General features: G+C 69.2%; 17 protein-coding genes. 16 read left to right on the forward strand and 1 reads right to left on the reverse strand.

Annotated elements, in window-relative coordinates:
- The first annotated feature begins 83 nt into the window (after positions 1-83).
- From J2Y58_RS07705 to J2Y58_RS07770, 14 genes are all read left to right on the forward strand, one after another.
- Positions 84-659, forward strand: a complete 576-nt coding sequence (locus J2Y58_RS07705) for a NifU family protein (protein ID WP_310101019.1) — start codon at positions 84-86, stop codon at positions 657-659.
- A 43-nt stretch (positions 660-702) separates the two neighbouring features.
- Complete coding sequence (locus J2Y58_RS07710; RefSeq protein ID WP_310101021.1) at positions 703-1,296, forward strand: malonic semialdehyde reductase; 594 nt, start codon at positions 703-705, stop codon at positions 1,294-1,296.
- A gap of 16 nt (positions 1,297-1,312) precedes the next feature.
- The gene (gene tsaB / locus J2Y58_RS07715; protein ID WP_310101310.1) at positions 1,313-1,924 is read left to right on the forward strand and encodes a tRNA (adenosine(37)-N6)-threonylcarbamoyltransferase complex dimerization subunit type 1 TsaB; all 612 of its coding nucleotides are present in this window, start codon (positions 1,313-1,315) and stop codon (positions 1,922-1,924) included.
- Entirely contained in the window at positions 1,921-2,406 is a 486-nt protein-coding gene (gene rimI / locus J2Y58_RS07720; protein ID WP_310101024.1) for a ribosomal protein S18-alanine N-acetyltransferase, read from the forward strand. The genes tsaB and rimI overlap by 4 nt, the downstream gene beginning before the upstream one ends.
- A 61-nt stretch (positions 2,407-2,467) precedes the next feature.
- Positions 2,468-2,887 (forward strand): Fur family transcriptional regulator, encoded by a 420-nt coding sequence (locus tag J2Y58_RS07725; protein WP_028967193.1) that lies wholly within the window; start codon positions 2,468-2,470, stop codon positions 2,885-2,887.
- 10 nt (positions 2,888-2,897) lie between these two features.
- Positions 2,898-3,611 carry a lysophospholipid acyltransferase family protein gene (locus J2Y58_RS07730; protein WP_310101030.1) on the forward strand — a complete coding sequence of 238 codons (714 nt, stop codon included), beginning with the start codon at positions 2,898-2,900 and terminating at the stop codon, positions 3,609-3,611.
- Positions 3,608-4,045 (forward strand): c-type cytochrome, encoded by a 438-nt coding sequence (locus J2Y58_RS07735; RefSeq protein WP_310101032.1) that lies wholly within the window; start codon positions 3,608-3,610, stop codon positions 4,043-4,045. Before J2Y58_RS07730 ends, J2Y58_RS07735 begins: the two co-directional genes overlap by 4 nt.
- Before the next feature lie 51 nt (positions 4,046-4,096).
- Positions 4,097-5,431 carry a tRNA (N6-isopentenyl adenosine(37)-C2)-methylthiotransferase MiaB gene (miaB, locus tag J2Y58_RS07740; protein WP_310101035.1) on the forward strand — a complete coding sequence of 445 codons (1,335 nt, stop codon included), beginning with the start codon at positions 4,097-4,099 and terminating at the stop codon, positions 5,429-5,431.
- A gap of 145 nt (positions 5,432-5,576) precedes the next feature.
- On the forward strand, positions 5,577-6,575 hold the full coding sequence (locus J2Y58_RS07745) for a PhoH family protein (RefSeq protein ID WP_310101036.1): 999 nt from the start codon (positions 5,577-5,579) through the stop codon (positions 6,573-6,575).
- A 49-nt stretch (positions 6,576-6,624) separates the two neighbouring features.
- The gene (locus J2Y58_RS07750; protein WP_310101038.1) at positions 6,625-6,864 is read left to right on the forward strand and encodes a type II toxin-antitoxin system VapB family antitoxin; all 240 of its coding nucleotides are present in this window, start codon (positions 6,625-6,627) and stop codon (positions 6,862-6,864) included.
- Positions 6,861-7,259 carry a type II toxin-antitoxin system VapC family toxin gene (locus J2Y58_RS07755; RefSeq protein WP_310101040.1) on the forward strand — a complete coding sequence of 133 codons (399 nt, stop codon included), beginning with the start codon at positions 6,861-6,863 and terminating at the stop codon, positions 7,257-7,259. Before J2Y58_RS07750 ends, J2Y58_RS07755 begins: the two co-directional genes overlap by 4 nt.
- A gap of 1 nt (position 7,260) precedes the next feature.
- On the forward strand, positions 7,261-7,770 hold the full coding sequence (gene ybeY, locus J2Y58_RS07760) for an rRNA maturation RNase YbeY (protein WP_310101042.1): 510 nt from the start codon (positions 7,261-7,263) through the stop codon (positions 7,768-7,770).
- Between the two features lie 11 nt (positions 7,771-7,781).
- Complete coding sequence (locus J2Y58_RS07765) at positions 7,782-8,696, forward strand: hemolysin family protein (protein ID WP_310101046.1); 915 nt, start codon at positions 7,782-7,784, stop codon at positions 8,694-8,696.
- 131 nt (positions 8,697-8,827) lie between these two features.
- On the forward strand, positions 8,828-10,156 hold the full coding sequence (locus tag J2Y58_RS07770; RefSeq protein WP_310101049.1) for a PQQ-dependent sugar dehydrogenase: 1,329 nt from the start codon (positions 8,828-8,830) through the stop codon (positions 10,154-10,156).
- 243 nt (positions 10,157-10,399) lie between these two features.
- Here the strand turns inward: J2Y58_RS07770 and J2Y58_RS07775 are convergent, their stop codons facing one another.
- Positions 10,400-10,702 carry a polyhydroxyalkanoic acid system family protein gene (locus J2Y58_RS07775; protein WP_310101052.1) on the reverse strand — a complete coding sequence of 101 codons (303 nt, stop codon included), beginning with the start codon at positions 10,700-10,702 and terminating at the stop codon, positions 10,400-10,402.
- A gap of 86 nt (positions 10,703-10,788) precedes the next feature.
- On the opposite strand from J2Y58_RS07775, the gene lnt reads away from it, so the two are divergent.
- Positions 10,789-12,411, forward strand: coding sequence for an apolipoprotein N-acyltransferase (lnt, locus tag J2Y58_RS07780; RefSeq protein ID WP_310101054.1), 1,623 nt, complete (start codon positions 10,789-10,791; stop codon positions 12,409-12,411).
- A gap of 42 nt (positions 12,412-12,453) precedes the next feature.
- Positions 12,454-13,671, forward strand: coding sequence for a methionine adenosyltransferase (gene metK / locus J2Y58_RS07785; RefSeq protein ID WP_310101057.1), 1,218 nt, complete (start codon positions 12,454-12,456; stop codon positions 13,669-13,671).
- Positions 13,672-13,753: the final 82 nt, after the last annotated feature.

The following is a 13,753-nucleotide window of genomic DNA, read 5'->3' on the forward strand; positions in this document are numbered from 1 at the left end:
AGGCCGCCCAGCTATACGGTGCGAAACGATCGCTTTCGGCTTGCGCGCTTGATCCCGCGCGCCGCACGCGCCACATCGCGGCCATGCTGATCGAGACCGAAGCCACGCCGAACCCGGCGACGCTCAAGTTCCTGCCCGGCCGCGTCGTCATGGACGCCGGCACGCGCGACTTCGCGACCCCCGAGGAAGCGGAGGCGAGCCCGCTGGCCGATGCGCTGTTCGCGCTGGGCGACGTGACCGGCGTGTTCTTCGGACGCGATTTCGTCTCGGTCACCGCTGCGCCCGGGGCGGAGTGGCGCGACCTGAAGCCCGACGTGCTGGCGATCCTGATGGACCATTTCACCGCGCAGATGCCGCTGTTCCGCACCGGCGGCGCGGGGTTCAGCGTGCCCGCCGAAGAGGAAGCGACGTTCGCCGAGGATCCCGCCGACGCCGACATCGTCGCACAGATCAAGGACCTGATCGAGACGCGCGTCCGCCCGGCCGTTGCCAATGACGGCGGCGACATCGTCTATCGCGGGTTCGACAAGGGCAAGGTGTTCCTGCGGATGCAGGGTGCGTGCGCCGGCTGTCCGTCGTCGAGCGCGACGTTGAAGAACGGCATCGAGCAGCTGCTGCGCTATTACGTCCCCGAAGTGACCGAGGTGCGCGCGGTCTGACGCGCGCGCTCGTCCCTCCCTTCCCGATATCACGGAGTACCCGATGGCCGCCCCGCTCGACGATGCCGCGCTCGACCAGCTGTTCCGCACCGCGCGCACCTTCAATCATTACCGCGACGAGCCGGTCGGCGAGGAAACGCTGCGCGCGATCTGGGACCTGATGAAGATGGGGCCGACGTCGGCCAACCAGCTGCCTGCGCGGCTGGTGTGGTGCGTGTCGGACGCGGCGAAGGCGACGCTGGCGGCGGCCTGTTCGGACACCAACAAGACCAAGGTGCTGGAGGCGCCGGTCAGCGTCGTGCTGGGCATGGACACGGAGTTTCACGAGCATCTGCCCGAGCTGTTCCCGCATGCCGATGCCAAGAGCTGGTTCGACGGCAACCGCGAGTTGCGCGAGGCCTCGGCGTTCCGCAATTCGTCCCTGCAAGGCGGGTATCTGATCCTCGCCGCGCGGGCGCTGGGACTGGGGGTCGGGCCGATGTCGGGGTTCGATGCCGGGGCGGTCGACAAGGCGTTCTTCGCCGATACGCCCGCGGTGCGCACCAACTTCATCGCCACGCTCGGTTACGGTGACACGGCGACGCTCCACCCGCGCAGCCCGCGCCCGGCGTTCGAGACGTTCAACCGCATCGCCTGATTCCGTCTTGGGTGTGATCCGCACACTGGTGATCGACACCGCGACCGCCGCCTGTTCGGTCGCGCTGTTCGAGGGCGACACGTTGATCGCGAACGCGCACGACGTGGTCGGGCGCGGTCATGCCGAGCGGCTGGTGCCGATGATCGCCGGCCTGCCGGACGGCGGGCGCGCCGGTCATGTGCTGGTGGATGTCGGGCCGGGCAGCTTCACCGGCATCCGCGTCGGGATCGCGGCGGCACGTGCGCTGGCGTTCGGATGGGGCGCGAGCGTCGCCGGCTATGGCGCGCCGTCGCTGGTCGCGGTCGCGGCGCTGGCCGACGATCCGACGCCGCTTGCGGTCGTGATGGAAGGCGGGCACGGTGAGGTCTTCATGCAGGGCTTTGCCGCTCCCTTCGTCGCGCTCGATGCGCCGCGCTCGCTGACCCCGGCGGCGGCGCTGGCGGCGCTGGCGGGGCGGCGTGCGATCGGCAGCGGCACGCGGTGGCTGACCGCACTCGACCCGGACGTGGCGACCGATGCGACGCTGCCCGATGCGCGCCATGCGCTGCTGCTGCCGCCCGCCGCACGCGCGCTGCCGCCGGCGCCGTTCTACGGGCGCGCCCCCGATGCGAAGCTGCCCGCGGCATGACGACGCGGGTGCGGCTGGTCGAGCTGGCGCCCGGCGGCGCCGCCGATGCCGAAGCGGTCGATCGCATCATGATCGCCGCCTTCGACCCCCGCTACGGCGAGGCCTGGACGCGCAGCCAGTGCATCGGCATCCTGTCGATGCCGGGCGTCTGGCTGACGCTGGCGCGTGTCGAGGGAGCGATCGTCGGCTTCGCGCTGGTACGTGCGATCATGGACGAGGCCGAGCTGCTGCTGATCGCGGTCGAACCGGCGGCACGTGGGCGCGGCGTGGGCGGGGCGTTGCTGCGCGGGGTGATCGCGGAATGCGAGGGGCGCGGCGTCGCGCGACTGCATCTGGAGGTGCGCGCCAACAATCCGGCGGTCGGACTGTATGTCGCCAACGGCTTTCGCCAGGCCGGGGTGCGGCGGCATTACTATCGCGGGCGCGACGGGCAGGCGTTCGACGCGCATACCTATGCCCGCACCCTGAGCGACGCGCGATAATTCGGCCTGTTGCGAGTCGGTAGCGCTTTTCGCAACAAGCGCATCGCACTACATGGACGGCATGGCTCGCAAGATCGATCTCGAAGCGCTGTGTCACGAAAAGGGCCTGCGCATCACCGAACAGCGTCGCGTCATCGCGCGCGTCCTGTCGGAGGCGGAGGATCATCCCGATGTGGAGAAGGTCTATGCGCGCGCCTCCGCGATCGATCCCGGCATCTCGATCGCGACCGTCTATCGCACGGTGCGGCTGTTCGAGGAGGCGGGCATCCTCGATCGCCATGATTTCGGCGACGGGCGCGCGCGCTACGAACCCTCGCCCGAGGCGCATCACGATCATCTGATCGACGTCGAGACCGGCAAGGTGATCGAATTCGTCGATCCCGAGCTGGAGCTGCTGCAAAAGGCGATTGCAGAGCGGCTGGGCTTCCGGTTGGTCGACCACCGCATGGAATTGTACGGCGTCGCGCTCCGCAAGGACTGATGCGGGCACGGTGCGGCTGACCGCACGCGGCTGGACCCGGCTCGCCGCGCTCGCGGGGGCGCTGATCGTCGCGCTGGCGCTGCATGGCACGTGGCGGCTGGTGCGGGCGCGCTCGCCATGGCCGCGACGTTTTCTGGGCTGGGTGGCGCGGATCGTCGGCGCCCGGGTACGGGTGGTCGGCACGCCGCTGACGCGCGATGCGGTGCTGCTGGCCAACCACGTTACCTGGATCGACATTCCCGCGCTGGCGGGCGCCACGGGCGCGGCGTTCGTCGCCAAGGCCGAACTGCGCGACGCCCCGGTGGTCGGGTGGCTGTGCACCTTGAACCGCACGCTGTTCGTGAAGCGCGGCGACCGGATGGGGGTCGACGCGCAGGTCGCGGCGTTGCGTGCGCAGCTGGGCGGCGCGCAGCCGGTGGCGATCTTTCCCGAAGGCACGACCGGCGACGGGGTGACGCTGCTGCCGTTCAAGGCCGGGCTGCTCGCGGCACTCGCCCCGCCGCCGCCAGACGTGCGCGTGCAGCCGGTGCGGATCGACTATGGCGCCGCCACGCCCGATGTCGCCTGGGTCGGCGCGGAAGACGGCGCGCGCCATGCCAGGCGGGTGCTCAACCGGCGCGGCACGTTCGCCGTGACGCTGCACTTCCTGACGCCGTTCGTACCGGAGGGCGACCGCAAGGCGATCGCGGCCGCGGCGCGGGCGCGGATCGCGGAGGCGGCGTGAGCGTCGGCGCTGCCCGCCTGCTGCTCTTCGCCGTCGCCGCGCTGGGCGCCTGCTCACGCGACGACAGCGCGGAACGGCGCGCGCGGTTGGGGGCGAATCCGACGTTCGCGCAAGTGATGCAGGTCGCCGATGCGCAGGCGGGCGCACGGCGATTCGGGCAGTGCGCGGCGTGCCATTCGATCGCGGAGGGTGGCGCGGATCGCAACGGGCCGAACCTTCACGGCGTGTTCGGGAACACCATCGCGCAGAACAGCGCGCGCTTCGGCTATACCGATGCGCTCCGGGCACAGCGCGGGGTCTGGGACGAGCGGCGGCTGGACGCGTGGCTCGCCGATCCGCGCCGGGCGGTGCCGGGGACCAGCATGGCGTTCGCGGGGGTGCGCGACCCGATCGCGCGCGCCGACCTGATCGCCTATCTCAAGACGCAGCGGTGAGCGGCGCGGCCTCGCTGGCCACATCGCGCGGTTTCCGCTAAGGGCGCGCGCATGCCCGCCGACCCGAAGACCCCGCCGAAGACCTTCCACGTCAAGTCGTTCGGCTGCCAGATGAACGTCTATGACGGCGAGCGCATGGCCGAGTTGATGGCGGCCGAGGGGATGGTGGCGACCGACGACGCCAATGCCGCCGATCTGGTCGTCCTCAACACCTGCCATATCCGCGAGAAAGCGACCGAGAAGGTCTATTCGGACATCGGACGCGTCCGGAAGGTCGCCGGTGCCGAGGGCCGCGCGCCGATGATCGCGGTCGCGGGCTGCGTCGCGCAGGCCGAGGGCGAGGAAATCGTGCGCCGCGCGAAGGTGGACGTGGTGGTCGGCCCCCAAGCCTATCACAACCTGCCCAAGCTGGTCGCGGCGGCCGCGAAGGGCGAGGCCGCGCTCGACACCGACATGCCGCTGGCATCGAAGTTCGGTGCGCTGCCGACGCGGCGCAAGGTGGCGCCGGGCGCGTTCCTGACCGTTCAGGAAGGCTGCGACAAATTCTGCACCTATTGCGTCGTGCCCTATACGCGCGGTGCGGAGATCAGCCGCCCGTTCGCGGCGATCGTCGACGAGGCGAAGGCGCTGGTCGATGCGGGCGCGCGCGAGATCACGCTGCTGGGACAGAACGTCAATGCGTGGGGCGACGACGACGGGCGCGGGCTGCACGACCTGATCCGTGCGCTCGATCGCGTGCCGGGTCTGTCGCGCATCCGCTATACCACCAGCCATCCCAACGACATGGCGCAGGGGCTGATCGACGCGCACCGCGACGTCGAGAGCCTGATGCCGTTCCTCCATCTGCCGGTGCAGGCCGGCAGCGACCGCGTGCTGCGCGCGATGAACCGACAGCATACCCGCGACGGCTATCTGCGGCTGCTCGACCGGATCCGCGCCGCGCGCCCCGATATCGCGCTGTCCGGCGACTTCATCGTCGGCTTCCCCGGCGAGACCGAGGCGGAGTTCGCCGAGACGCTCAGCCTGGTCGAGGCGGTCGGCTATGCGCAGGCGTTCAGCTTCAAATATTCGCCGCGCCCCGGCACCCCCGCGGCGACGCTGGGCGAGCAGGTCGCCGCCGAGGTGATGGACGAGCGGCTCCAGCGGTTGCAGGCGGCGCTGCTGCGCGATCAGGCGGCGTTCAATGCCGCGTCGGTGGGTCGGCGGTGCCGCGTGCTGATCGAGCGCAAGGGCAAGCGCGAGGGGCAGTGGCTGGGCAAATCGCCATGGCTGCAATCGGTCCACGTCGTCGGGCCGCATGCGATCGGCGATCTGCTGGACGTGACGCTGGTCGAGGCGGGCCCGCTGTCGCTGACCGGCGAGGTTCGGGCGCTGATCGCGGCCTGACCGCGGCGCGACGGACGATTTCGCCTTTCCGCCGCGCGCAACCGCTGCCACACTTCACGGCGATGCCATTGTGCCGTCACGCGCCGCACCTATCTCGCCCGAGTGGCGATCGTCGCCGCATGTCGTCCGTTTCCACAGGAGCTGCATGAGCCGTAAACCCGTCCCCGCCCATGCCGGCGAGCGTTCGCGCGCCGAGGTCGTCTTCGATCGCCCGCAATTGCTGAGCCGACTGTTCGGCCAGTACGACCAGCATCTGGTGGCGCTGGAGAACCGGCTGGGGGTGTATATCACCGCGCGCGGCAACCGCGTCGGGCTGGAGGGGACCGCCGAGCAGGTGGCACTGGCACGCGACGTACTCCACGATCTGTATGCGCGCATCCAGCGCGGCGAGGAGGTCGACACCGGGCTGGTCGACGCCGCGATCGCGATGGCGGCGGAGCCGGTGCTGGACGGGATCATCTCCACCGAGCGCAGCGCCGCGCCGTCGGTGATGATCCGCACGCGCAAGAAGACGATCGTGCCGCGCACGCCGGCACAGGCGCATTACATGCGCGAGCTGACGACGCACGACATGATCTTCGCGCTGGGTCCGGCGGGCACCGGCAAGACCTATATCGCGGTCGCGCAGGCGGTGGCGCAGCTGATCGCGGGCAGCGTCCAGCGGCTGATCCTGTCGCGCCCGGCGGTCGAGGCGGGCGAGCGGCTCGGCTTCCTGCCCGGCGACATGAAGGAGAAGGTCGATCCGTACCTTCGCCCGCTCTACGACGCGCTGTACGACTGTCTGCCCGCCGAACAGGTCGAGCGGCGGATCGCAAGCGGCGAGATCGAGATCGCGCCGATCGCCTTCATGCGCGGGCGCACGCTGGGCGACGCGTTCGTGATCCTGGACGAGGCGCAGAACACCACGCCCGCGCAGATGAAGATGTTCCTCACCCGCTTCGGCCAGAACAGCCGGATGGTGATCTGCGGTGATCCCAACCAGACCGACCTGCCCGGCGGCGTCGGCGCGAGCGGGCTGGCCGACGCGACGACGCGGCTGGAGGGGGTGGAAGGCATCTCGCTGTGCCGCTTCACCGCCGCCGATGTGGTCCGCCATCCGATCGTCGGGCGGATCGTAGAGGCGTATGAGGGGGTGGCCGGTTGACGTCGCGGTATATCCCTGCCAGAAATATGGGATATACGGAGCGCAAGTGATGGCATCGCTGTACATCAAGGATCCCGAGGCCAACGCGCTGGCGGAGGAACTGGCGCAGCGGCGGGGACTGACCAAGACGGCGGCGGTCAAACTAGCGTTACAGCACGAACTCGACCACGTGGATCATCGCTCGACCCGTGAGAAAATGCTCGCGCTTTGGGAGCGGCATCCGTTGCCGGTGTCGCGTGGCCCCGTCGCCGACAAGGCGTTCTATGATGACCTGTCGGGGGGATTGTGAGCTGGTTCGTGGACGCCTCGGTGATCGTGGCGTTGTCGGTGCGCGAACCCGACTGGGAGCATCACGCGGACCGGATGGACGAGGAAGCCGTCCGTTACTGGTCGCCGATGGCGCAATGGGAAAGCGTAGCTGCCACCCGAGTGCGGCTCGATATACCGGCTGGCGAGGCGCGGGTGATCGTGGATCGCGTGGCGCGCACCAACGGCTTTGCGCTGGTGCCGATCGGCGAGAACGAGGCGCGGGCAGCGCTCCTCGCCTTCGAGCGGTACGGCAAGGGCACCGGGCACCCCGCGCAGCTCAACATGGGCGATTGCTTCGCCTATGCCTGCGCCAAAGCCAACGGCGCGCGCCTGCTCTACAAGGGCGATGATTTCTCGCAGACGGACCTCGCCTGACATGATCCACATCGAACTGACCCGCGAAGACCCGTGGCCCGACGCCGACTGGGACGCGCGCGCGCTGGCCGCCGCGCGCGCCGCGATCGCGAAGACGCCGTACGGCGACCTGCTGACCACGCCCGCGCATGTCGAGATCAGCGTGCGGCTGGCGGGCGACGACGAGGTGCAGGCACTCAACCGCCAATACCGCCAGAAGGACAAGCCGACCAATGTGCTGTCGTTCCCGATGGTTCAGGCCGACCTGATCGATACCGTCACGCAGAACAGCGACGACGGCGAGGTGCTGCTGGGCGATATCGTGCTGGCGCATGGCGTGTGCGAACGCGAGGCGGCGGAGCGGAACATTACGGCGGCGGATCATTTCTCGCATCTGGTGGTGCATGGCTGCCTGCATCTGCTAGGCTATGACCACATGACCGACGACGAGGGCGACGCGATGGAGCAGATCGAGCGCGACGCCCTGGCCGAGCTGGGCATCGCCGACCCCTATCTGATTCGCGAGGATTGAACACCACGGCCATGGCCGACGACCGAAGTAGCGCCGCGAACGGCGGCGAGCACCATGAGAGCGGCATCTGGACGGGGCTGCGCAACATGATCTTCGGCGAACCGCGCGAGGCGACCTTGCGCGAATTGCTGGAGAAAGCGATCGATCGCTACGAGGAAGATCCCGCCCCCGACATCAAGGGCGACCTGACGCCGCTGGAGCGGCAGATGGTGCGCAACCTGTTGCACTTCAGCGAGCGCGATGCGGGCGACGTCGGCGTGCCGCGCGCCGACATGATCGCGGTCGAGGAGGCGACGACCTTCGACCATCTCGTCCATGTCTTCGCCGAAGCGGGGGTGAGCCGCCTGCCGGTCTATCGCGGCAGCCTCGACCATATCGTCGGCATGGTGCACGTGAAGGACGTGTTCGGCATCCTGGCCGCCGGTGGCGAGCATCCCACTGAAATCGCGGCACTGATCCGCCAGCCGCTGTACGTGCCGATGAGCCGCGGGACGCTCGACCTGCTGGCCGACATGCGGCAGTCGCGCATCCATCTGGCGATCGTGCTCGACGAATATTCGGGCACCGAGGGGCTGGTGACGATCGAGGATCTGATCGAGGAGATCGTCGGCGAGATCGAGGACGAGCATGACGAGGCGCCCGAGGTGCTGCTGGTGCCGCTCGACGGCGGGGCGTGGGACGTGGATGCGCGGGTCGAGCTGGAGGACGTCGGCACCACCGTCGATGCGCGGCTGGCGGAGGCGGAGAGCGACGTCGACACGATCGGCGGGCTGACCGCGGTGCTCGCGGGGCACGTGCCGGAGGCGGGCGAGTGTATCGATCATCCCAGCGGGTGGCGGATCGAGGTCACGGACGCCGACGAACGGCGCATCAACCGGCTGCGCTTGCACCCGCCGGTGCCGGTCCCGGAGGATGTCGAGGAATGAGGGTGCCGCAACAGCACCGAAAATAGCAGCCCGGGGGCAACGACAGGCCCCGAAATAGCCCGCGCCGTTCCGCCGCGGGCGCCTTTTCTTCGCGCTGGCGCGTCCGCGCAGGACTGCTTACATTCGCGGCCATGCGCAAACACGTCCTTGCCGTCATCGGCCTGCTCGTCGCCCTGGGCGTCGCGGTGTTCCTGTACCTGTCGTGGCCGGACAAGGCGCGGCTGGACGTGGCGGCGGTGGCGGGTGCGCGGCCCGACATCACCCCGCCCCGCGAACAGATGCTGCCGACCGTCGAGACCGCCGACCCGATCGGGTGGAAGGCCGGCGAGGCGCCGACCGCGGCGGCCGGACTGAAAGCGGCGGCGTTCGCGACCGGGCTCGACCATCCGCGCTGGCTGTACCGGCTGCCCAACGGCGACGTGCTGGTCGCCGAGACGAACTCGCCGCCGCGCTCGGGCGGGGGCATCAAGGGCTGGGTGATGCGGCACCTGCTCGGCAAGGTCGGCGCGGGCGTGCCCTCGGCCAACCGCATCACCTTGCTGCGCGACGCGAACGGCGACGGAGTGGCGGAGGTGAAGACGCCGTTCCTGACCGGGCTCCACTCGCCATCGGGCATGGCGCTGCTGAACGGGCAGCTCTACATCGCCAACACCGATGCGCTGGTGCGCGTGCCCTATCAGGACGGCGCGACCAGGATCACCGCGACGCCGGAGACGGTCGTCACCTATCCCGGCGGCGGCAATCATTGGGCGCGCAACGTGATCGTCGCGGAGGACGGCAAGACGCTGTACCTGTCGGTCGGGTCGGCGACCAACATCGCCGACGACGGGCTGGACGCGGAGCGCAATCGCGCCGCGATCCTGCAGGTGTTCCCCGAACAGAAGCAGTTCCGCGTCTTTGCGACCGGGATCCGCAACCCCAACGGCATGGCGCTGGTGCCGGGCACCAACCGGCTGTGGACGGTGGTGAACGAGCGCGACATGCTCGGCTCCGACCTGGTGCCGGACTATCTGACCGCAGTCGAGCTGGGCGATCACTTCGGATGGCCGTGGTATTATTGGGGCGGCTACATCGACACGCGCGTCGAGCCGAAGAACCCGCAATTGCAGCAATATGCCAAGCGCCCCGACTATGCGCTGGGCCCGCATGTCGCAGCGCTGGGGCTGACGTTCGCGGGCGACGCCAAGCTGGGCCAGCGGTTCGCGCGCGGGGCGTTCATCGGCGAGCACGGATCGTGGAACCGCAAGCCGCTGTCGGGCTACAAGGTGGTGTTCGTGCCCTTCGGGGCGAACGGCTGGCCGGTGAAGGGCGCCAAGCCGGTCGATGTGCTGACCGGGTTCGTCAACAAGGATGACGAGGCGCACGGGCGGCCGGTGGCGGTGGTGACCGACAAGACGGGCGCGCTGCTGGTGGCGGATGACGTGGGGAATACGATCTGGCGGGTGAGCGCGGCGGGGTGAGGGATTGAGCGAGCCCTTGGGCTCGCGCGCTCGCTGGCGCGAGCGCGTCCCCTCACCCAGCTTCGACTAAGCCTTTGCTGCGCAAACGCTAAGTCTGCGCATCCCTCTCCCCTCTGCGAGGGGCGAGGGAGGTAAACCCAGTGTTTGTAGGCTCGTCGCCCCCGCGGAGGCCGGGACCTGCTTATGAGGGCGGCACGTCAACCAACCGGGAGATCCCATCGTTCGCCGGGATGGCGTATCGGATCAGGCCAGCAGCTTCGGCCCGTCCTTTTGCAGCTTCGCGCGCAGTTGTTCGCCGAACATCCCCAGCAGACCGGGCAACTCGAATAGCGCGTGGACATTGCGGTCGGAGACGTCGAGGCGGACGGCGACGCGTTGGCCCATGCCCTCGACGGTGAAGTGGAGCGTGTCCCCATCCCAGCGATGTTCGGTGATCTGTCCGCCGGGGAGGTAGTTGGCGAACTTGCCGAAACCGTTCTCGATCCGCGCGCGGGCGCCGGCGGTGCCGAGCTGGTGCGGCAGGTCCACTTCGATCGGCTTGCTCATGCGATCCTTCCTCTTGCGTGTCTTGCGCGCCTGATACGCCTCGCAACCGTCATCGTCACGCCCTACCTGAACGCGCATGGCTTGCGATGGCGCGCGCGGCGTCGCAGGAGACGGTCGTCCGCTTGCCCGAAGGAAGCCCTGCCCTGTCTTATCGTTCCTCGATCGAAGCGCTGCCGCGGCGTTATCCGGCGGCGACCGCGCTGGTGCTGGGCGTGGCGGCGGCGTGCGGGTTCGCGCCGCTGGAATTGTGGTGGCTCGCCATCGCCGCGCTGGCGGGGTGGATCGCGCTGGTCCATGCCGCGCCGACGCGCGGGCGCGCGATGGCGCTGGGCTATGCGTTCGGGGTCGGACATTTCACGATCAACGACAATTGGTTCCAGCACGCCTTCACCTTCCAGGATCAGATGCCGCACTGGCTGGGCTATGCCGCGCCGTTCGCGCTGGCGCTGTATCTGGCGGTGTTCCCGGCGCTGTGCGCGGGGCTGGCGTGGCGGGGCCGGCGAGCGGAAAGGATCGATGCGGCGTTCGTGCTGCTGTTCGGGGCGTGCTGGATCCTGACCGAGTGGATGCGCAGCTGGCTGTTCACCGGCTATGCCTGGGACCCGCTGGCGGTGATGTGGGTGCCGGTGCAGCCGGTGGCTTGGCTGGCGACACTGGTCGGGACCTATGCGCTGTCGGGGCTGACCGTCGCGGCGGCGGGGGCGTTGCTGCTGTTGCCGGCGGGGCGCAGGCAGATCGGCGTCGGGGTGGTGGCGTTCGCGGTCGTGACGGCCGCGCAGCTGCTCAGCTATCGTACGCCCGCTGCCCCGGCCGCATCGAACACGCCGCGGCTCGTCGTCGTGCAGCCCAACGTGCCGCAGGACCAGCGCGGCGAGAGCGATCAGGCGATGATGCTGGCGCGGCTGCTCAAGCTGTCGGGAACGCCGGGTGCGGCACCACGGCTGGTGATGTGGCCCGAGGGGGTGATCCGCGACTTCATCGAGGACGATTATCCGTTCTGGGTCTATGGCAACACCAGCCCGTGGCTGACGCGGACGCGGATGGCATCGGTGCTGGGGCCGCGCGACATGCTGCTGACCGGGGGCACCGCGCTGCAATTCGACAGCAAGGGCGATGTGACCACCGCGACCAATTCGGTCTTCGCGCTGGATGCGCGCGGTCGGATCCGCGGACGCTACGACAAGGCGCATCTGGTGCCGTATGGCGAGTATCTGCCGATGCCGTGGCTGCTCAAGCCGCTGGGGCTGTCCCGGCTGGTGCCGGGCGACATGGACTTCGCACCCGGTCCGGGACCGGAGACGCTGTCGGTTCCGGGGTTCGGCGCGGTCGGGATGCAGCTGTGCTACGAGATCATCTTCTCCGGCCAGGTCGTCGATCCGGCGCGACGGCCGCGGCTGATCTTCAATCCGTCGAACGATGCGTGGTTCGGCGCATGGGGGCCGCCGCAGCATCTGGCGCAGGCGCGGTTGCGCGCGATCGAGGAAGGTCTGCCGGTGGTGCGCGCGACGCCGAACGGCATTTCGGCGGTGATCGGTGCGGACGGCGCGCTGCTGGGGCAGGTGCCGCATCATGTCGCGGGCGCGGTGGTGGTCCCGATCCCGCCCGCGCACGCCCCCACGCTCTTTTCGCGGCTCGGCAATTGGGCGGCGCTGCTCGTCGGCACGGTGCTGGTGATCGCGGGATTTGCGTTGCGCCGCCGATCGCGGTAACGACATAAAGCTATCTTTATATCGTTATCTCCCGGAGCCTCCATGCGTCAGTCGTTCATCTTCACGTCCGAGTCGGTGTCCGAAGGCCACCCCGACAAGGTCGCGGACCAGATTTCGGATTCGATCGTCGACCTGTTCCTGTCGAAGGACCCGCAGGCGCGCGTCGCGTGCGAGACGATGACCACCACGCAGCTCGTCGTGCTGGCGGGCGAGATTCGCGGCAAGGGCGTGTATGAGAACGACCAGTGGGCGCCGGGGATCGAGGCCGAGATCGAGGCCACCGTCCGCGCGACCGTGAAGCGCATCGGGTACGAGCAGTCGGGCTTCCACTGGAACGAGTTCCGCTTCCTCAACGAGCTGCACGGCCAGTCCGCGCACATCGCGATGGGCGTCGACGAGAGCGGCAACAAGGACGAGGGCGCGGGCGACCAGGGGATCATGTTCGGTTATGCGACCGACGAGACCCCGGGCCTGATGCCGGCGACGCTGTATTACAGCCACAAGATCCTGGAGCGGATGGCGGCGGACCGCCATTCGGGCGCGGCGCCGTTCCTGGAGCCGGACGCCAAGAGCCAGGTGACGCTGCAATATGAGAACGGCGTGCCGGTGAAGGCGACCGCGCTGGTCGTGTCGACGCAGCATGCGCCGGGTTATTGCGAGAAGGGCGACAACGCCGATGCGGCGAAGTACGCGGTGCTGCGCGATTACGTGATGGGCGTGTTCACCGACGTGCTGCCGGACGGCTTCATCGACGACGCGACCAAGATCTACATCAACCCGACCGGCCAGTTCGAGATCGGCGGGCCGGACGGCGACGCGGGCCTGACCGGGCGCAAGATCATCGTCGACACCTATGGCGGCGCGGCCCCGCACGGCGGCGGCGCGTTCAGCGGCAAGGACCCGACCAAGGTCGACCGCTCGGCGGCGTATGTCGCGCGCTATCTGGCGAAGAACGTCGTCGCGGCGGGGCTGGCCAAGCGCTGCACGATCCAGCTGTCCTATGCGATCGGCATCGCCGAGCCGCTGTCGGTGTATGTCGACCTGCACGGCACCGGGACGGTCGAGGAGGCGAAGCTGGAAGCGGCGCTGCCGCAGCTCGTGCGCCTGACCCCGAAGGGAATCCGCGAGCATCTGTCGCTCAACAAGCCGATCTATTCGAAAACCGCGGCGTACGGGCATTTCGGGCGCGACGCCGAGGGCGACCTGTTCACCTGGGAAAAGACCGATCTGGTCGACGCGCTGAAGCAGGCGGTCGCCTGATTTCGGCGGGGGCGTTCCGGTGGAGCGCCCCCCCTGCGCCGCCTGCACGGGCGGCGTGACGTAGCGCGCGCGTTGCTCTACC

This window comes from Sphingomonas sp. BE138 (assembly GCF_031456125.1).
Classification (GTDB): Bacteria; Pseudomonadota; Alphaproteobacteria; order Sphingomonadales; family Sphingomonadaceae; genus Sphingomonas.

Bases quoted from the DNA above. Each gene is read 5' to 3' on its own strand.
- J2Y58_RS07745 (WP_310101036.1), top strand. From the start codon at position 5,577: ATGAGCCGTAAACCCGTCCCCGCCCATGCCGGCGAGCGTTCGCGCGCC.
- ybeY (WP_310101042.1), top strand. From the start codon at position 7,261: ATGATCCACATCGAACTGACCCGCGAAGACCCGTGGCCCGACGCCGAC.
- miaB (WP_310101035.1), top strand. From the start codon at position 4,097: ATGCCCGCCGACCCGAAGACCCCGCCGAAGACCTTCCACGTCAAGTCG.
- J2Y58_RS07775 (WP_310101052.1), bottom strand. From the start codon at position 10,702: ATGAGCAAGCCGATCGAAGTGGACCTGCCGCACCAGCTCGGCACCGCC.
- metK (WP_310101057.1), top strand. From the start codon at position 12,454: ATGCGTCAGTCGTTCATCTTCACGTCCGAGTCGGTGTCCGAAGGCCAC.
- J2Y58_RS07770 (WP_310101049.1), top strand. From the start codon at position 8,828: ATGCGCAAACACGTCCTTGCCGTCATCGGCCTGCTCGTCGCCCTGGGC.
- rimI (WP_310101024.1), top strand. From the start codon at position 1,921: ATGACGACGCGGGTGCGGCTGGTCGAGCTGGCGCCCGGCGGCGCCGCC.
- J2Y58_RS07725 (WP_028967193.1), top strand. From the start codon at position 2,468: ATGGCTCGCAAGATCGATCTCGAAGCGCTGTGTCACGAAAAGGGCCTG.
- J2Y58_RS07705 (WP_310101019.1), top strand. From the start codon at position 84: ATGCTGATCGAGACCGAAGCCACGCCGAACCCGGCGACGCTCAAGTTC.
- J2Y58_RS07765 (WP_310101046.1), top strand. From the start codon at position 7,782: ATGGCCGACGACCGAAGTAGCGCCGCGAACGGCGGCGAGCACCATGAG.
- lnt (WP_310101054.1), top strand. From the start codon at position 10,789: ATGGCGCGCGCGGCGTCGCAGGAGACGGTCGTCCGCTTGCCCGAAGGA.
- J2Y58_RS07750 (WP_310101038.1), top strand. From the start codon at position 6,625: ATGGCATCGCTGTACATCAAGGATCCCGAGGCCAACGCGCTGGCGGAG.
- J2Y58_RS07710 (WP_310101021.1), top strand. From the start codon at position 703: ATGGCCGCCCCGCTCGACGATGCCGCGCTCGACCAGCTGTTCCGCACC.